Source organism: Vibrio sp. 947 (assembly GCF_033339115.1).
Lineage (GTDB): Bacteria > Pseudomonadota > Gammaproteobacteria > Enterobacterales > Vibrionaceae > Vibrio > Vibrio alginolyticus.
Genome location: NZ_JAWOTX010000006.1, coordinates 91993 through 110652 on the forward strand (window position 1 = coordinate 91993; position 18660 = coordinate 110652).

At 46.8% G+C, this 18660-nt stretch carries 16 protein-coding genes; 8 read left to right on the forward strand and 8 right to left on the reverse strand.

The window, feature by feature from the left end; all coding sequences use genetic code 11:
* Window positions 1-1965: a MacB family efflux pump subunit gene (locus R7Q39_RS09525; protein ID WP_238854785.1), complete on the forward strand. Its 1965-nt coding sequence runs from the start codon at window positions 1-3 to the stop codon at window positions 1963-1965.
* A 14-nt stretch (window positions 1966-1979) separates the two neighbouring features.
* Window positions 1980-3356 carry an efflux transporter outer membrane subunit gene (locus R7Q39_RS09530; protein WP_318076053.1) on the forward strand — a complete coding sequence of 459 codons (1377 nt, stop codon included), beginning with the start codon at window positions 1980-1982 and terminating at the stop codon, window positions 3354-3356.
* A gap of 96 nt (window positions 3357-3452) precedes the next feature.
* Here R7Q39_RS09530 and R7Q39_RS09535 read toward each other — a convergent pair whose 3' ends face one another.
* Window positions 3453-3995, reverse strand: a complete 543-nt coding sequence (locus tag R7Q39_RS09535; RefSeq protein WP_005374097.1) for a carboxymuconolactone decarboxylase family protein — start codon at window positions 3993-3995, stop codon at window positions 3453-3455.
* A gap of 111 nt (window positions 3996-4106) precedes the next feature.
* Between R7Q39_RS09535 and R7Q39_RS09540 the strand changes: the two genes are divergently transcribed.
* Window positions 4107-4709, forward strand: a complete 603-nt coding sequence (locus R7Q39_RS09540) for a TetR/AcrR family transcriptional regulator (protein WP_318076020.1) — start codon at window positions 4107-4109, stop codon at window positions 4707-4709.
* Between the two features lie 151 nt (window positions 4710-4860).
* Here the strand turns inward: R7Q39_RS09540 and R7Q39_RS09545 are convergent, their stop codons facing one another.
* Complete coding sequence (locus R7Q39_RS09545; protein WP_017819748.1) at window positions 4861-6117, reverse strand: type 2 secretion system lipase; 1257 nt, start codon at window positions 6115-6117, stop codon at window positions 4861-4863.
* Between the two features lie 466 nt (window positions 6118-6583).
* Here R7Q39_RS09545 and R7Q39_RS09550 point away from each other — a divergent pair, with 466 nt between their 5' ends.
* Together R7Q39_RS09550 and R7Q39_RS09555 are read left to right on the forward strand one after the other, a co-directional pair.
* On the forward strand, window positions 6584-8614 hold the full coding sequence (locus R7Q39_RS09550) for a S8 family serine peptidase (RefSeq protein WP_318076021.1): 2031 nt from the start codon (window positions 6584-6586) through the stop codon (window positions 8612-8614).
* A 9-nt stretch (window positions 8615-8623) separates the two neighbouring features.
* Entirely contained in the window at window positions 8624-8986 is a 363-nt protein-coding gene (locus R7Q39_RS09555) for a hypothetical protein (protein WP_041054168.1), read from the forward strand.
* A 191-nt stretch (window positions 8987-9177) separates the two neighbouring features.
* Here the strand turns inward: R7Q39_RS09555 and R7Q39_RS09560 are convergent, their stop codons facing one another.
* Genes R7Q39_RS09560 through R7Q39_RS09570 form a run of 3 tightly spaced genes read right to left on the reverse strand, consistent with a single transcriptional unit; the run spans window position 9178 to window position 11234 of the window.
* Window positions 9178-10434 carry a PTS ascorbate transporter subunit IIC gene (locus tag R7Q39_RS09560; protein WP_042523363.1) on the reverse strand — a complete coding sequence of 419 codons (1257 nt, stop codon included), beginning with the start codon at window positions 10432-10434 and terminating at the stop codon, window positions 9178-9180.
* Window positions 10435-10443: 9 nt separating this feature from the next.
* Window positions 10444-10731, reverse strand: a complete 288-nt coding sequence (locus R7Q39_RS09565) for a PTS sugar transporter subunit IIB (RefSeq protein ID WP_005374080.1) — start codon at window positions 10729-10731, stop codon at window positions 10444-10446.
* A 59-nt stretch (window positions 10732-10790) separates the two neighbouring features.
* Entirely contained in the window at window positions 10791-11234 is a 444-nt protein-coding gene (locus tag R7Q39_RS09570) for a PTS sugar transporter subunit IIA (RefSeq protein ID WP_005384357.1), read from the reverse strand.
* Window positions 11235-11482: 248 nt separating this feature from the next.
* Between R7Q39_RS09570 and R7Q39_RS09575 the strand changes: the two genes are divergently transcribed.
* Window positions 11483-12511, forward strand: coding sequence for a LacI family DNA-binding transcriptional regulator (locus R7Q39_RS09575; protein ID WP_318076022.1), 1029 nt, complete (start codon window positions 11483-11485; stop codon window positions 12509-12511).
* Window positions 12512-12597: 86 nt separating this feature from the next.
* Here the strand turns inward: R7Q39_RS09575 and phnX are convergent, their stop codons facing one another.
* The 3 genes from phnX to phnW all read right to left on the reverse strand — a co-directional run bounded on the left by phnX (window position 12598) and on the right by phnW (window position 16014).
* Entirely contained in the window at window positions 12598-13413 is an 816-nt protein-coding gene (phnX, locus tag R7Q39_RS09580; protein WP_318076023.1) for a phosphonoacetaldehyde hydrolase, read from the reverse strand.
* 91 nt (window positions 13414-13504) lie between these two features.
* Window positions 13505-14884: an aspartate aminotransferase family protein gene (locus tag R7Q39_RS09585; RefSeq protein WP_318076024.1), complete on the reverse strand. Its 1380-nt coding sequence runs from the start codon at window positions 14882-14884 to the stop codon at window positions 13505-13507.
* A gap of 26 nt (window positions 14885-14910) precedes the next feature.
* Window positions 14911-16014 (reverse strand): 2-aminoethylphosphonate--pyruvate transaminase, encoded by a 1104-nt coding sequence (gene phnW / locus R7Q39_RS09590; protein ID WP_005432490.1) that lies wholly within the window; start codon window positions 16012-16014, stop codon window positions 14911-14913.
* A gap of 266 nt (window positions 16015-16280) precedes the next feature.
* Here phnW and R7Q39_RS09595 point away from each other — a divergent pair, with 266 nt between their 5' ends.
* Together R7Q39_RS09595 and R7Q39_RS09600 are read left to right on the forward strand one after the other, a co-directional pair.
* Window positions 16281-17291 carry a putative 2-aminoethylphosphonate ABC transporter substrate-binding protein gene (locus tag R7Q39_RS09595; protein WP_005384363.1) on the forward strand — a complete coding sequence of 337 codons (1011 nt, stop codon included), beginning with the start codon at window positions 16281-16283 and terminating at the stop codon, window positions 17289-17291.
* A gap of 260 nt (window positions 17292-17551) precedes the next feature.
* Complete coding sequence (locus R7Q39_RS09600; protein WP_017817336.1) at window positions 17552-18658, forward strand: putative 2-aminoethylphosphonate ABC transporter ATP-binding protein; 1107 nt, start codon at window positions 17552-17554, stop codon at window positions 18656-18658.
* Window positions 18659-18660: the final 2 nt, after the last annotated feature.

Genomic DNA, 18660 nt, shown 5'->3' on the forward strand with positions numbered 1-18660 from the left:
ATGAGTGACGTGCTTTTAAAAGTTGAGGATTTAACTCGACGATTTGTCTCTGGCGACGAGTCGCTTACCGTGTTGAACCACATTAATTTAGAGATAAAACGCGGTGAAATGGTCGCGATCGTGGGTGCATCAGGTTCAGGTAAATCGACGCTGATGAATGTGCTTGGCTGCTTGGATAAACCGTCCAGCGGTCGATACTTCATTAATGGGCAAGATGTCTCGACGTTGGAATCCGACCAACTGGCGGAACTGCGCCGCGAGTATTTTGGCTTTATATTTCAGCGTTACCATCTGCTGGGGGATTTAACCGCGGTGGCAAATGTGGAAGTACCAGCGGTTTACGCGGGAGTTCCTCATCGTCAAAGAACGGAGCGAGCGCAGTCACTATTGGCTCGCTTGGGGCTGGAAGATCGTTTGACTCACAAGCCCAGCCAACTGAGTGGTGGCCAGCAACAGCGCGTGAGTGTTGCTCGTGCACTGATGAACGGTGGTGAGGTGATTCTCGCTGATGAGCCCACTGGCGCATTAGACAGTCACAGTGGGCAAGAGATGATGGCACTGCTTAAAGAGTTGCATCAACTTGGGCATACTATCATCTTAGTGACTCATGATATGAACGTGGCGAACTTTGCGGATCGCATCATTGAAATCAAAGATGGTGAAATCATTGCAGATACGCCAAATGCACAAGTTGTAATCAATGAGCAAGCAGCAAAGACACCGAGCGCATCTTTTCATCGCCCAGCGCAAGCCGCCAGTAAGTGGTGGAAGTGGGACAGTTTTATTGACGCGCTAAAAATGGCGCTGCTGGCGATGTCTAGCCACAGAATGCGCACGTTTTTGACCATGCTCGGCATCATTATTGGTATAGCCTCGGTGGTTTCCGTGGTGGCACTAGGTAATGGTTCACAACAGCAAATTTTGTCGAATATTTCATCCATGGGAACAAACACCATTGATGTCAGGCCGGGCAAAGGGTTTGGTGACCGCCGCTCCGGACGAGTGAAAACGCTAACCGCCGACGATGCTAAATCGTTGGAGAGTCTACCTTTTGTCGACAGTGTCACGCCGTCTTTATCCAACAGCTTAACCGTGCGTTACGCCAATCAGGATGCAACCGCGTCTGTGGAAGGGGTTGGGGAAGATTATTTCCGTGTGCGCGGTTATGAGATTGCCAAAGGTCAGTTTTGGGATGAAGAGAGCGTGAACTCACTCGCCCAAGAAGCAGTGATTGATGACAACACCAGAAAGGAAATGTTTGCGGATAGAAATCCGATTGGTGAAGTGATTTTTCTTGGTTCATTGCCAGTGCGTATTGTGGGTGTCACGCAGAAAAAAGAAGACGCGTTTGGCAACAGCGACGCGCTGAAAATTTGGGTGCCATACACCACCATGTCGGGACGAATGATGGGACAACGCTACCTCAACGGCATTACTGTACGGATTGATGAGAACGCCCCAAGCGCAGCGGTAGAACAGAGCATCATCAACTTGTTAAAAATGCGTCACGGTACAGAAGATTTCTTCACGATTAACACTGACACCATTCGTCAGAGCATCGAGAAAACCACCGCCACCATGGCGTTACTGATCTCAGCGATTGCGGTGATCTCCCTAATTGTCGGCGGAATTGGCGTAATGAACATCATGTTGGTGTCGGTGACAGAGCGCACGAAAGAGATCGGTGTGCGAATGGCTGTGGGTGCGCGGCAAGCGGATATTTTGCGTCAGTTTTTGATTGAAGCGGTATTAGTGTGTTTGTGTGGTGGCATTGCTGGTATTGGCTTGGCGTTTTTGATTGGTTTTGCATTCAGTACATCTGGTAGCGGCTTCCAAATGATTTACTCAATGAACTCGATCATCTGGGCGTTTATTTGCTCAACGTTGATTGGCATCGCTTTCGGCTTTTTACCCGCTCGCAATGCCGCCAAACTCGATCCGATAGAAGCGCTAGCGAGAGACTAAAAATGAGTAACACAATGAAATTCAAAACTCGATTGGTCGCGGCTGCCTTAAGCGCAGTGTGGTTGTCAGGTTGTGGTTCGCTTATGCGTAGCGACTATCAAGCTCCTGAGGTGCAAGTGCCTGCAAATTGGCAACAGATGCATGTTGCGGGTGATGTCAGTATGGATCCTTGGTGGTTGGCGTTTAACGACCCAACGCTTAATCAATACATTACTCAGGTGTTGGCTCAAAACAACGATTTGACGCTGGCAACGCTAACGCTAAAGAAAGCGCGTTTACAGCTGGGTTTAGCGCAAGATGACCTTTTCCCTACGTTGAGTTCTTCCACATCAGGACAAGTTCAAAAATCTCTTGATAGCGGGGAATCGGCAGATAACTACAGCACTAACTTGTCCGTCAATTACGAGTTGGATTTGTGGGGAAAAATCTCGGCGGACGTTGACCAAGCCAAGTGGACGGCTATGGCAAGTCAACAAGATCGCGAGGCGACCGCACAAAGTTTGGTGGCAACGACGGCATCGTTATATTGGCAAATCGGCTATCTGAAACAGCGTTTAAACCTCAGTCAGCGTAATGTGGAAGACGCAGCTCAAACGCTACAATTGATTGAAAAACAGTACCAACTTGGCGCTGTGGATCAGTTAGATGTGCTTGAAGCCAAACGTACGTTGGCAAGCTTACAAGCGCAGCAAAGTGAGTTTGAACAGAGTTTACTTGAGGCAAACAACGCCTTTGCGATTTTGTTCAATCAACCGCCGAAGAGCATCAGTGCAAACATCCAAATGCTGCCTGAAGGCGATATGCCATCGTTGAGTGTTGGTGCTCCGTCTGATTTATTGATCCGCAGACCCGACATTAAAGCAGCGATTTATGAAGTCAAAGCCGCGCTAGCAAATAAAGACGCAGCAGATTTGGACTATTTGCCCAAGCTGACGCTTACTGGGGCTCTGGGTGGATCGTCACAAGCGCTCAAAGACCTGCTTTCCAACCCGATTGGCAGCTTAGGTGCGGATATGACGCTACCGTTTTTGCAGTGGAATGAGATGAAAAATAGCCAAGCCATTGCCGATTTAGACTATCAATCGGCTATTGTGAGTTATCGCCAAGTGTTGTACGCCGCATTCCAAGATGTCGAAAATGCCTTGTCGGCACGCGAGAAATTGAAGTATCAGGCGGCGCGTTTACAAGAACAGTATGATGCCGCGAGTGCCGCTGAGTTCATTTATGCTGCGCGGTATCAGTATGGCTCGACATCGATCATGGACTATTTGAATGCACAAGAAGATACCAGAAACGCGCAAGCTTCTTTGTTGGAAAACCGCTACAACCAGTTTCTCACTCAGGTTACGCTTTACCAGTCTTTAGGGGGAACCGACGTCGCGCCGTTGTAATTAGGGGTCAGCTCACACTAGCGAAGCGCCATGCAACAAAGCCTTTTTTGAAGGTATTACTGGTCCCATCAATGGGACCAGTAATAAAAGCTTAAGTTACTTGGCGAACTTCTTGAAAGGTGCATCAACCGGGGTGTCAGCTAGGTGATTGGTGTAGTTACTCATCACTTTTTGCGCTAGACCAAGTACAATTTCAAGCAGTTGCTGCTGTCCGTAACCCGCCGCAAAGAACTTCTCTATCTGAGACTCTTCCACTACACCACGTTGGCGCACCATTTGAAGCGTTGTCTCTCGTAGTGTTTCAAGTTTTTCGTCTGCCAATGGTGTTTGGTTGACGAGAGCATCAACAATCTCCTGATCCACTTTCATTGACGCCGCGATCGCACTATGAGCAGGAACGCAGTAGTGACAACCATGTTCAACGTTGATGGTTTGCCATACGACGGTCAATTCTTCTGCGTTAAATGATGTTTGTTGAAATAGCTCATGCACAACTTGATAACCCTCAAGCAAGGTTGGCGCTTCAGCCATAACAGCATGAAGATTTGGTAGCATGCCAAACGCTTTGACTGAATTTTCAATCAGGTGCTTTGATCCTTCGGGTGCGTTTTCTGCGGTATACAGTTTAAATTCTGCCATGTTTAAATCTCCTGTAATTGGATATGAGCGGATTAGGCAAGAACAGGATAGTTGATTTTGAGCGGTCGCTCAATATAAAATTGAGCATATGTTCAAAATTGATAATTGCTCATGGCGAATACAAAGAAATTCCAACGTGATGAAGTGGTGAAAGCCGCCTCGGATCTATTCTGGAAGAAAGGTTTTCATGCAACATCTACACGTGATTTACAAGATAGCGTTAATCTGCGTCCTGGAAGTATTTATGCGACGTTTGGGTCAAAAGAGGGGCTATATTGTGAAGCGCTAAAAATGTACGTTGCGAACTTACAAGTCCTGTTTGAGTTGCATTTAACTCAGAACACAACGGTTCTAGATGCAATAGAAGCTTTCGCGATTGATGTGGTTATCAATCAGCGAGACTCCAATCCCAGTGAAGTGTGCATGTTAGTCAAATCAGCAAGTGAATTTGCTGAGGATTTTAATGCGCTGCGCAATCAAACAAACAGCTTAGCAAACCAATTTGAATCTTTTCTTGCAAAGCTGTTTGAGCGAGCAATCGAGAATGGCGAAATTGAAGCCCAGGATACATTGCTTCTTGCTCAGTTGTTCCAGGTTCAGTTTACGGGTATACGAGCCTACTCATACCGCAGTGATGATGAAACCTTAAAGACGTTGATCTCTATTATGGTGAACAGCTTCCGCGGTAACGTACCAAAACAGAACGCTGAATGAGACTGCTCAAAGTCAACGTCTCTAAATCAACGGCTTGAAGTAAGCGAGCTCAAATAAACCCGTTATCGGGGTTCGATATCGATAAAAAATGACCACGAAGCATCGTGGTCATTTTTATGCAGATTAACTTGCAATGAACAACAACGGCTTATTAAAAGCGAAACTCTTCTAAGTTATTGCTGCTTTCTAACATTTTTTCAGCCACATAACGATGCGTTGCTGTGGTTGGGTGAGTCACATCCCAGAACACGAACTTATCTGCGCCAGATGCTGCACATTCAGAACGTAATGAGTGAGTGTACATGTAGTCAACAGAGGATGAACGGTTGATGTCTAAGCAAGGGTCGCTTGCATTTACGAAACCGTGTTCTTCTGGTGCCGAGGTTAACTTCTCAAACAGTGCGTGTGTATCAAACAATGCGATGTTGTAGCCTTGGGCTTTGTAGTACATCGCTTGTGCTTTGATGAACTCGTTCATTTTCAATACTTTCGCACGAATCGTTTCAATTTCTTCCTGTGTTGAGTATTTGAACTGTGGTGCTTTGGTTGCATCTGGCAGTGTCATCAACATGAAGTTCTTCGCGCCAGCGTCTGTTAAACGAATCAGAGCTTCAGCGTAATCCGCTTTTACTTCCGGCACGCTACGGTTGTAGTTCATGAAATCATTTAAACCAAACTCTAACGTAAACAATGTGTTAGCAGGGTTGTAGTTCTTCGCCAGCTTTGTGTAGGTTAAGTAAGAAGAAACTTGTTCGCCGACACCAGTTAGCGCGATGTATTGGTTTTCACCTGCTGCGCCACCAACTGCCCAGTTGTATAGCGGTAAGTTTTTGGCTTTAGCAACGTATTCCGTCCAAACAAAACCGTTTGAGAAGTGACCCAAGAACCAGCTATTAGGGTTAGGGAAGCGCCATTGGGACGCGTTAAAGATGTTGCCTGTATCAGACAAGCTATCGCCCAAAGCCACTACCTTGTTGATTTGATCTGGTTGCATTGCAGCATCATTGCTCCAGATCGTGTGGTTATAAGAATAACGATTGTCGGCAGCAAAAAATGTAATGTCTGCGTTCTCGTTCGCTAGATCTAGTGTTTCTTCACAACGCTGACGAATTACGTTTTGTGAGGTATTGGTGTAGAACATGTTTTTAAATGAAACAGAGCTCCACCAATAACCATCGATAGTGAAGTCACTACCATCTTGGTTTTTTGCCCATTTCCAATCGGTAGCCGCATCGTCCTTAGAGTGGCTCGTACGATACCAGCATCGAACGTACGTATAAGTTTGATTTTCTTGCGCGCTAACCACTTCAGCCGCAGAAACCATTGCTGGTGATAAAGTTGGCTCCTCTGCAATGGCGGAGGCAAGCGGAAGTAATGCAGTTAATAGTGTGATTGTTTTTTTCATCATTCACTCTTCTTGTAATGGTTATTGTTCCGAATGCGTGAATACGCTCGGCTATAACAGTATTTAGATGAGAATTTTTCTCACTAAACCTTCTAATTCTGAGTAAATGCTCAAGACAGTCAACAACTAAATATTCAATATTTCAGTTTTGGCACCACGGTCAAAAAATCCATTCAGCATAGCAATCGATTAAATGGGTTATATTTAGAATAATTACTCACTAACATTAATTTAACATTCACTTTTTGTTAATTAAGTAATTGCTTTATAAGGTTTTGTTGGTGATTTTTAATGTTAACTTAAAGTGTTTATTGAATGATCTTTTGTACAAATTTGTATATTCATGAAACAAATTGTTTGGCATTTTTGCTCTGTAAACTATAGCTGAAGCTCTCATGCAAACATCATGATGATGACTTTTCATGAGAATATAGTGAATAAAAATTAGCTCAAATAAGGAATAGGGCAAATGCACTACACAACAAGTAAAAAACAAGGCTTATTTTCGTTGTCTGCCGTAGCAATAGCACTGACCACTTCGATGTCAGCGTTTGCGGCTCCACCAATGGGATTTGATGAATCTAAGTTACCGACGAAGTACATCGTCAAATTCAAAGAAGATGCAGTCAGCCGTTCTTCAATGGGTGGTAACTCATTCTGGGGGCCACGAATCGCGCAGGAGTCTGTTCTAGAACAGGTGAAGGCACGTAAGGTGGAAAAACTGGGCAATCGCGCCATTTACAGCGTTGAACTGGATGGCGATGACTTAGAGCCGCTTCGCAATCGTAGTGATGTGGAATACGTGGAAGTCGATCCACCTCGCTATTTGCTCAGCGAAACGACCCCATGGGGATATGAAGCGGTTAATGCTCAACTGTTAGCTGACTTCAATGCGGGTAATCGCACTGTATGTATTATCGATTCAGGGTACGACATTTCGCACAACGACCTAAGCGGTAACCGCGTTGCTGGTACTAACGATGGTGGTACGGGATCATGGAGTGATCCGGGTAACAACAATGCCCACGGTACTCACGTCGCGGGTACGATTGCTGCGATTGCCAACACCGAAGGTGTAAAGGGTGTGATGCCAAACCAGAATGTGAATTTGCACATCGTGAAAGTATTTAACGAATCGGGTTGGGGTTACTCATCTGGGCTTGTTAAAGCAATCCAGACCTGTGCCGATAATGGTGCTAACGTTGTGAACATGAGCCTTGGTGGTAGTCAATCAAGCCGAACTGAGCAAAATGCACTGCAAAATATTTACGATCAAGGCGTTCTATTGATCGCCGCTGCGGGTAATGATGGCAATACAGCGCACAGCTATCCAGCTTCTTATGACTCAGTGATGTCTGTTGCGGCTGTTGATAATCAAAATGATCATGCAGCGTTCTCACAATCTACTAGTCAAGTTGAGATCTCAGGCCCGGGTGTGGCGATCTTATCAACGGTTACGGTAGGTGAAGGTAAACTTTCTGATATTACCTTGAATGGTGTCAGTCAGTTTGATCGTGGGATTGTTCCTCACAATCGTTTGATCAATAACGGTTCTTCGTATGTTCCGGATCCAATCGCGGGTTCAGTAACGGCAACGCTAGATAGCTGTGATGTATCTGGCGGTAACTTTAACTGTGGTGATATGTCGGGCAAAATTTGTTTGACTGAGCGTATTGGCAACCAGTCTTCAGGAAACTACCCTGAAGTGGATGCGGTTCAGGCTTGTTACAATGCGGGTGCGCGAGCTGCAATCGTATACAGCAACTCTGAACTACCTGGTTTACAAAACCCATTCTTGGTAGACACAAACAACGCTTATCGTATGGTTTCGGTAACGGTTGATCGTGCATTTGGTCAAGAGCTGTTGGGGTATGTTGGTCAGGAAATTACTGTTGCAACAACCTCTGGTGAAGATTACGAATACTACAATGGTACATCAATGGCGACACCGCACGTAACGGGCGTAGCTGGCTTGGTGTGGAGTTACCACCCAACCTGTACAGCAGCGCAAGTGCGTAATGCCCTAGTGAAAACTGCAACAGATATTGATGTTGCTGGTCGAGACAACCGTACTGGCCACGGCCTAGTTAATGCTGAAGCGGCGAAGCTGTTCTTGGACGCTGGCTGTAATGGACCTGATGGTGGTAGCTCTTCGGATTCTAGCTTCTCAAATACCAGCCCTGTCGCGATTCCAGATAATAAATCTTCTGGCGCAATCAGTGCAGTAGAAGTCGATCGCTCTGGTGATTCAGGCACAGTAAGTATTGACGTTGATATTAGCCACACTTACATCGGTGATCTACGAGTGACTTTAACGTCACCGACTGGTGGAGAAGTTGTACTTCACAATAATACCGGTGGCAGCGCTAACGATATAAAAAATACGTTCCAAGCGGATTTTTCTGGTTTTGAATCGCAAGGTACATGGGAACTAAAAGCGGTGGACAGTGCCAGAAGAGACACAGGCACCATCAACAGTTGGACTCTGACCTTTCAATAAGGAGTGGCTATGAAGAAGTTGACCTTACTTTCTTTGTCTGCGGTAGGCGCTACCGCACTATTGGCAATCGGACTGAGCTCAAGCAGCTTGGCAAACAATCAAGGATTTCCTCTCGTGGATGAACGCCAAGATCAAGCCGAGCAGCAACCTGCACGTTACTTTGTTAAGTATCATGAAGGAAAAGAGAGCGAAGTGAGAGCGCTTCTTCGTCAGCACAACATTGAAGTGGTCGATGCTCTGGTGAAACAACATGTGTTGATTGTGGTGGGTGAACAGGCGGAAGTCGATAAGCTCGCGGATCACGATGCGGTCGAATACACCGAGCAAGAGCCGACAAGAAAGCTGCTATCTAACGGAAGTACGTTTCAATAAACCAAACCTCCTTAAGATAGTGCCAAAAAGAAAAACGCCCCTCACGTGAGGGGCGTTTGTTTTCTTTCATGCTCCGGTTGTTCTAAAGTCAGTCGCTTGCTATGACTAGAGACTCTTTAGGATTGATGCCTATGAGCCTATTCCCGCATCAATCAAGTCAGTTATCAGCTAGTCATATTCAGACTAACTACTTAACGAACAATCAGACCCAGTAGGATACCAACAGCGCCGAAGTCTGCGTCACTAAAGGTCGTGTTAGCAAAGCCTAGGTCACCAAGTACTGGCATTAGGAATACTGGTAGGAAGGTAATCAATAGACCTTGTGCAAAAGCACCCAAGATTGCACCGCGACGACCACCTGTAGCGTTACCAAATACACCTGCCGCTGCGCCTACAAAGAAGTGTGGAACGACACCAGGGATAATCACAGTGAGACCCATCACGTAAAGTAGGAACATGCCCAAAAGACCCGCCGCAAAGCTCGATAGGAAGCCCACCAATACTGCGTTTGGTGCGTATGGGAATACAACCGGACAATCAAGCGCAGGTTTTGCGTTTGGTACTAGTTTGTCTGAGATACCTTTAAACGCTGGAACGATTTCTGCGATAACCATACGTACACCTTGAAGGATAACGTACACACCACCGGCGAATGTGATGGATTGCATCAGCGCGAACATGAACCAGTGCTTACCACCGCTAACTTCGCGTACAAAGTCACCGCCAGCGAAGATACACGTCACCATAAAGATGATGCCCATAGTGAACGAGATTGCTACAGGCGTATCACGTAGGAACAACAAGCTCTTAGGTACGTTCATCTCTTCAGTAGAGTGTTCTTTATTACCGAACTTGCTGCCAATAAAGCCCGATAGTACGTAAGAAAGGGTAGAGAAGTGACCAATCGCAACGTCGTCAGAACCTGTTACTTGCTTCATGTACTTGTGAGCAATCGCAGGGAAGAACACCATCACAGAGCCCACAACCAGAGAGCCAAGTGCGATCAGTGGAACACCTTTCATGCCGCTAGAAGCAAGGATCGCCGCTACCATCATCGACATAAATAGTGTGTGGTGACCTGTTAGGAAGATGAATTTCCATGGCGTGAAGCGAGCAATCAAGATGTTCACTAACATACCGAAGAACATGATCATCGCCATCTCTTTACCAAACGCTTCTTGCGCGATAGAGACGATAGCTTCGTTGTTTGGAACCACGCCTGTGATGCCAAATGCGTGCTGGAAAATCGTCGCAAAGTCACCCAGAGAAGTCACAACTAGACCTGCACCCGCACCAAGCACGATGAAACCAAGAATGGTTTTTACCGTGCCTTTAATGCACTCGGTGACCGGTTTTTTCTGGGCAATTAAGCCGATTAGGGCGATAAGACCTACCAGAACCGCCGGCTCTGATAGGACATCGTTCATTAAGAAACTGAAAAATTCCATAACGCCACCTTATAGAGCGCCAAGCTCTTGAAGTGCTACAGATAGACGCTCTTTCATTGCCACTTTGTCGACCATGTTATCAAGCGCAACGATGCGTGGTTCAACGCCAAGTGCGTTCAACTGTTCAACGATGTCGTTAGTACCGATGAAGATGTCACAATCCGTACCTTTTGCAGAACCTAAATCGATATGATCCACTTCTGCGTTTACATTCAATTCTTTCACGATGCCTTTGATGCTCATTTCCATCATTAGGCTAGTACCAAGACCATGACCGCAAACAACCATAATTTTCATAATTCAGACCTTTTCTTTTTATAGGGGTGTATGCCCATTTTTTAAGGGCGCATCAGGAGTTAGTATTTTTCGATGATCGCGAGAACATCTTGTGTGTTTTGAGCGGTGCAGATGGCTTCTACATGCTCTTCATTCATAAACAACTCAGCCAGTTTAGAAATCGCATCCACGTGCGAGTTACTGTCTGTCGCGGCTAGCGTAACCAGCATTTTCACTGGATCGTTACCTTCAGAATCGAAGTTCACGCCGTTTTGAATCACCGTGATTGCAAGAGACAAACGGTTAACGCCATCTTCAGGGCGAGCGTGTGGCATTGCCATACCAGGACCTACCACGTAGTAAGGACCGAGCTCTTCGTGTGAGCGGTAAATAGCGTCCACGTAGCTTGGCTCAATCGCGCCATTTTCAATCAGTGCTTCACAGGATTTGCTCACCGCATCTTTCCAGTCAGTAGCATCAGAATGGATGCGAATCACATCAGAGGTAATCAGTTCACGTAGCATTGGATCTTTCCGGTTTGTTGTTTTGTTGATGGGTACTTTATCGATCAATTTGTCAGAAAAACCTGAGAATGATCACAAATGGTAGCGCTATCTGATAGCGCTATCATAAATTGTGATAGCGCTACCATTTTTATCAGTCATCCGAGTTTCATATGCTTGTGATCGACTTCTAATGCGCTAATATCAAAACCACTAAAACGCTGTGGTAAGATGTCGCGGCAGAAAATAGAGAACACTAAATAAGAACAATGAGCGAACCTCGCAAACGAAGAAGTACTGGCAATGTCACCTTGGCGGACGTCGCTAAAAAAGCCGGCGTAGGCACCATGACGGTGTCGAGAGCATTACGAACGCCCGAGCTAGTATCTGACAAGCTGAGAGAAAAGATTCAACAAGTGGTTGATGAGCTCGGCTATATCCCGAATAAAGCGGCAGGGGCTTTGGCGTCTGCTGAAAGTTACTCCATCGCTCTTATCATTCCTTCCCTGTTTGAAAAAGCGTGCGCGCTTTTCTTACCGAGCTTTCAACAAGCGTTGAACAAAGCAGGTTATCAGTTGCTGCTTGGTTACAGCGACTACTCGGTAGAGCAAGAAGAGAAACTGCTTTCGACATTTCTTGAGAGCCGCCCAGCCGGAGTGGTGCTGTTTGGTAATGAACACAGCCAACGTACTAATCAGCTTTTGGAAGCCTCGAACACGCCAGTATTGGAAATTGCTGAGTTAAGCTCGAAAGCCAGTTACCTCAATATCGGTGTCGACCATTTTGAGGTGGGTAAAGCCTGTACCAAGCATGTGATTGAACAAGGCTTCAAGAACGTGGGCTTCATTGGGGCACGTGGCGATCACTCCACTTTGCAACGTAAGCTACACGGCTGGCAAAGCGCGATGATTGAGAACTACCTTGCGCCGGACCATTTTTTAACCACGCACGAAGCACCATCTTCACAATTGGGTGCGGAAGGGTTGGCGAAGCTTTTATTGCGTGATTCAAGTTTGAATGCTCTGGTATGTAGCCATGAAGAGATTGCGATTGGCGCGTTGTTTGAGTGTCATCGCCGAGTGCTGAAAGTCCCAACCGACATTGCGATTATCTGTTTAGAAGGCTCTTCTATGGGTGAGCACGCCTACCCAAGTTTGACCTGTGCGGAATTCGATTACGAACGTATGGGGACGAAAGCCGCAGACAAGTTACTGCAAGCCATTAAAGGTGAGCCTGTAGATCATGCAACGGACATGGGCTTTAAGCTAAAACGCCGAGCGAGCACTGCGATCAACTAATTTGATTTGGTTAGATACTAAAACGCGATACAAAAAACCTCTCAATGCTGAGAGGTTTTTTTATGCGTGAGAATAGTGATTGTCGACTAAGGACGTTCACCTGCCGCTAGGCGACGTTCGATATCCGCAACCACTTCTGGGAAGTCAGCGATCGTATCGATAAGGTAGTGCGGCGAGCTCTTGAGCAGTTTTGCACGCGCTTTTTCACGAGCGGCATCAAGCGTTGCTTCGTCCGCGGCTTGGTATTCTTCAAACGTTAGACCTGCTTCGTTACCAGAAAGCAGCAAACCAACGGTCCACATACCTGCGTTGTGACCTTCATCGATGCCTGGGGCTGCGTCATCCACTTTGATACACGCGTTAACGTCCGTTACATTCAGCTCAATCACGTTTTTCAGTGCCATAAATGGTGCAGGGCGACCACCTTGAGGCAGGTCATCCGTTGCTACCACGTAATCTGGTTTGTAGCCGTAATCCGCTGCAACTGGAATCAGTACGTCCATCACTTCGCGAGGGTAACCAGAGCAAGAACCGATCTTGATGCCTTTGTCTTTCAGATCGTTCACAACTTCAATCGCATTGAGAATTGGCTCTGCGTGGTCAGCCACTTTTGCTTTTTGCAAAGGCATAAATGCTGCGTAGATAGCATCGATGTCTTCGCTGGTCATTGATCGACCAAACTTCTCATTCCAACGCTTATCAACCGCAGGGATGCAACCCACAGCTTGGATGTGATCCCACTTACCAAGCCCCATTGGTTCGCGCGCTTCTTCAAGGTCGATTTCAAAATCAAAACCTTGTTTGAACGCTTCCACAAAGATACTGGTTGGCGCAAAAGAGCCAAAATCGACGATAGTGCCAGCCCAGTCAAAGATCACTGCTTGAATTGGTGAAATGCTCATGTTCAATCCTTTTTTCTTGCTTGCCAGAGCGCTTGCCTACACGTTGGAACCGCGCTCTGGGTAAATTGGTTTTTGTTGAGGTCTATTGACCCTAAAAGTAGTAAAAGTCTTTACACACTTTGGCGATGGCTTCTTCGAAGATCGCCAACGCTTCTGTCAGTTGTTCACGAGTAATGATCAGCGGTGGGCTGAGCTGAATCACGTTACCTTGCGATACCTTGAAGCTCACGCCGTTGTTGAGGCATTGGTACAGTACAGCTTCCGCTTCGTCATACGCGCGTGCTTTGCTTTCGTGGTCAGTGACCAGTTCAATGCCCCACAACATGCCGATGCCACGAACATCACCAATCACTGGGTATTTGGCTTTCATCTCTAGCAGCTTTTCACGCATGAACTGGCTGTCGGCTTTAGCTTTCTCTAGCAAGCCTTCTTGCTCAATGGCTTCCATTGTGGCTAGCGCTGCTGCGCAACCAATAGGGCTTTTCTCATGAGTGTAATGACCCATGGAGATTTGCTCGGCGGTGTTGTATTTGTCTTTGGTGACCATGGCTGCGATAGGCACTAAGCCACCACCCAAGCCTTTACCGATGCACAGCATATCTGGCTCGATATCGTAGGCTTGGTAGGTAAACCATTCACCGCTGCGACCCATGCCGTTAGGGATGTCGTCGATGATCAACATGACATTGTGTTTGTCACAGATTTCACGGATGCGTTTCCAGTAGGCTTTACTTGGCACTTGAACATCTGTGTTGCGAACTGCTTCTGCGATAAACGCGCCCACGCCGCCTTCTTTCTCAATCACGTATTCAAGGTAGTCGGCGTAATGCACGTCGCTACCGTCCTCTACTGGGAAAGCGCCACGGTAAGACACCGCTGGTGGAATGCGCTCAACACCTGCCATTAATGGTCCCATACCTTGGCGGAAACACGCTTCGCCACCTACTGAAATGGCATCCAATGATGCGCCGTGGAAGGAGTCCCACAACGACACCACCTTGTAGTTGCCCGTGATGTGGCGAGCTAATTTAAGAGCCATGCCAACCGCAGATGTGCCACCCGGAGCAAACAGCACGCGGTTCAATTCGCCGCCACAGATTTGGGTGAGCTTTTCGGCACATTCAATTGCGGTCTCGTTGGTAAAACGACGTGGTGAAAACGGCAGTTTGGCAATTTGCTCTTGCACGCGTTTAATCACATGCGGATGACCGTAGCCCGGCTGATGGACGTTATTGCCATGGAAGTCCATGTACTTTTTGCCCGTGGCATCTTGGATGTAGATGCCTTCTGCTGCTTCCAAGGTATCTAAGCAAGGTGTCGACATGGCTTGATGAAGAAAGACCTCTGAATCACGCTTTAACAAAGCTTGCGTGCGTTCGTCGTCCATCGATGCATTCCAAGCTTGGCGCGCTGGTGTTGTGTTGACATCGCCTTCGCTGCGGAAATGGGTCGGTTTGATATTCTGAGTCATAACGCTCTCTCAATCAGAAGGCTGCTTTACGCAACTTGCCAATACATTGCTTTTTCAATCGCACCGATTAAGCGCTCGATATCTGCTGGATAAACTTCACCGATGTTACCGATGCGGAAGCAATCTGCGTTCGATACTTTACCCGGATAAATCACAAAACCTTGCTCTTTCAAACGTGTGTAGAACGCTTTGAACTGGTAATCACTGTGTGTCGGAGAGTAAAAAGAAGTGATGATTGGCGAGTGAAGGTCATCACTCAGTAGCGGTTCGAAACCCAAAGAGCGCATACCTGCAACCAGTGTTTTCTGGTTAGTTTGGTAACGGTTATGACGAGCTTCAATGCCGCCTTCTTGTTCCAGCTCTAACAAGGCTTGGTAGAAAGCGCGAACCGTGTGCGTTGGAGACGTGAAACGCCATTTGCCGTGGTTCACTTCCATGCAGTGCCACTGGTCGTAAAGATCAAGGCTCAAAGAACGTGCCTGACCTTGGCACTTTTCGAGCTCAGTTTGCTTCGCAATCACAAAGCCAAAACCCGGTACGCCTTGAATACATTTGTTTGCAGAGCTGATCATAAAATCGATGCCAAGCTCTGCGATATCGATAGGGATGCCACCAAAGCTCGACATGGCATCGAGAATCACGACTTTACCGTGTGCTTTTGCCGCAGAAGCAAATGCCTCAATTGGGTTAAGCATGCCAGTGGTTGTCTCACAGTGAACAATTGCCACGTGTGTGATCGCAGGATCCGATGCCAATGCAGTTTCCACCTCGTTCAAGTGTGGCTGTGATGTTTCGCCTGGGGAAACTACATGGCATGGAATATTTAGGTAATCAGCGATCTGAGCGATACGCGCACCGTAAGCACCGTTATCGACAACCAACAACTTCCCATCTTTGCCAATGGCGCTGCCAATCGTCGCTTCTACTGATGCGGTGCCGCTACCTTGCATTAGTACGCTGGTGTAGCCGTCTTGCTCCGTCGCCAGTTTTACAAGCTTAGTGCGGATCACTTCTACAATGTCTTTGTTGTATTCATCATCCCAAGTACACCAGTCTTTTAGCATGGCTTCACGTACCGTTTCAGAAGTAGATAGAGGACCAGGAGTCAGTAGTAGGTATTCGTTTTTCATCTCGATTTCCATCAGAATAAGCTAATTGGTCTACACCAAATTTCAAGTTCACTCTAACGAGGAAGAAAAGCGCAGTAAATAGGCGAATCTTCAATTTCACAAAACTTTAATATCCAGAAAATGGTGGATCAATTGAACGATTATTCATCGATAACTTTCGTAAAACTGCCATTTAATGGTCATGAATTCGTCACAAAGGCTCAGTAGGGTGTATATCGTCAACTGGTACAGACCAAATTAAAACTTAGCCAAATTAACTGGAGAAAATGATGAAAAACCGTTTGATGAAAGGATCGCTGGCTGCACTTGTCTCTCTGCTAGCTACGAATGCAATGGCAGCACAGGAAGTCACGGTTTACACCGCTTTCGAAACTGACATTCTTGCTAAATACAAGTCTGCGTTTGAGAAAGATAACCCAGATATCAAGATTAAGTGGGTTCGCGATTCCACCGGTATCATGACGGCGAAGTTGCTGGCAGAAAAGAACAACCCTCAAGCGGAAGTGGTTTGGGGTCTTGCTGGCTCGTCAATGGCACTGCTTAAAGATGAAGGTCTTCTTAAGCCTTACACACCAAAAGGTTTGGAAGAGCTGCACGCGAACCTAAACGACCCTCAATCAAACCAAGCTTGGTTCGGTAACGATGCGTTCTTTAACGCAGTTTGTTTCAACGAAGCGGTAGCGAAACAACTTAACCTACCGAAACCAACGTCTTGGGAAGACCTAACAAAGCCGGTTTACAAAGGTCACATTGCGATGCCGAACCCAGCGTCTTCAGGTACTGGCTACATGCAGGTTTCTGCTTGGCTACAAAACATGGGTGAAGATCAGGCATGGAATTACATGCGTGACTTAGACAAGAACATTGCACACTACACGCACTCTGGCTCTAAGCCATGTGTTCAAGCGGGTATGGGTGAAGTGGCTATCGGTATCTCGATGGCGAGCCGCGGCGCGAAGCTGAAAACACAAGGTGCACCACTCGCGGTTATCACACCTAAAGGCATCGGCTGGGAATCAGAAGCGGTTGGTCTAGTAAAAGAATCGGATGCAGCGAAGCGCGTTGTCGACTGGTCAATCTCTAAAGCGGCAAACGAGCTTTACGTAGAGATGTACCCAGTGGTTGCACATAAAGAAGTGAAAGCGACTGTGTCTAACTTCCCTAACGTTCAAGAGAACATGGCGAAGATGGACTTCGCGCAAATGGGTAGCAAGCGTGCAGAGATTTTAGCAGCATGGTCTGAGAAGTTCGATGCGAAATCAGAGCCAAAATCTTAATTGAATTTGCTTTGAGTTGAATGCTGAAATCCACCTCGGTTGAGGTGGATTTTTTGTTTTCTCTGTTATTTCAGAGTTTGCTGCAAGTAGATTCCTAGTCTCACCTAGGTTCGCTGGAATGACGGACTTAAGAAAGTCGGGAATCTCTAGTTACCACTCTCATCTCCCTTCATCTATTTGTCATCTTCTGGCTATAAATTTGTCATTGGAACGTAACACTCCAAAACTAAAGTTGGTATATACCATTTGGAGCGTGTGTTATGTCAACTAACCAACATTACCTAAATATCGAAAATGTAGTGAAGCAATTCGGACAGTTCACTGCATTAAAGAAAATCTCGCTAGCGATTGAAAAGGGCGAGTTCGTTTGTTTTCTTGGTCCTTCTGGCTGCGGTAAAACCACTCTGCTACGTGCCATTGCAGGTTTAGACTTGCCAACGTCTGGTGCGATTTTTCAAAACGGTCAAGATACCACATTCCTACCACCAGAGAAGCGCGATTTCGGCATCGTATTCCAATCTTACGCGCTGTTTCCGAACCTAACTGTGCAAGAGAACATTGCGGTGGGTTTGAAGAACCAAGGTATGTCGACCAAAGAAGCGCTAGAGAAGGTGGATTACTGGTTAGAAACCATTGGTCTTCCAACCTCTGGCGAGAAATTTCCTAACCAACTTTCTGGTGGTCAGCAGCAGCGTGTGGCACTTGCTCGCGCATTGGCGTTGTCTCCGGGTCTACTGCTACTTGATGAGCCGCTGTCAGCGCTGGATGCAAAAGTACGTGTTCACTTACGTGATGAGATTTGTAAGCTGCAACGCAAGCTGGGCATCACCACCATCATGGTTACGCACGATCAGGACGAAGCGCTGTCGATGGCGGATCGTATCGTGGTAATGAACCATGGTGTGATTGAGCAAGTCGGCACACCTCAAGAGATCTACCAACAACCAGCAACGCGCTTTGTCGCTGAGTTTGTCGGCAGCATGAACTTTATTGAAACCTCAGCCGCAACAGACTCCCAAGTACGCATTGCAGAAACATTGATGCCAGCGCCAAGCTTGACCAATCGTAAGATCCAACGTGGTGACCGCTTCGACCTTGCGGTGCGTCCTGAAAGCATCAAGTTCGTTGAAAACTACACCAACTCTTTACCAGTGCGAGTTACGGCAACTGAGTTTTTGGGGGCGTTTTTCCGCATTGATTGCGTATTGCAAAACGACAGCTCAACGAAAACCATCGTCGTGGATGTGCCTGTGGAAACGGTTCAAAAACTCAATATCAAGGCGGGCGATGTACGTTACATCCAGTTTGCTGAAGAAGGGCTGCATGGTTACGCCGTGCCCTCGGTTGATAAAGCGCTAGCGGCGTAGGT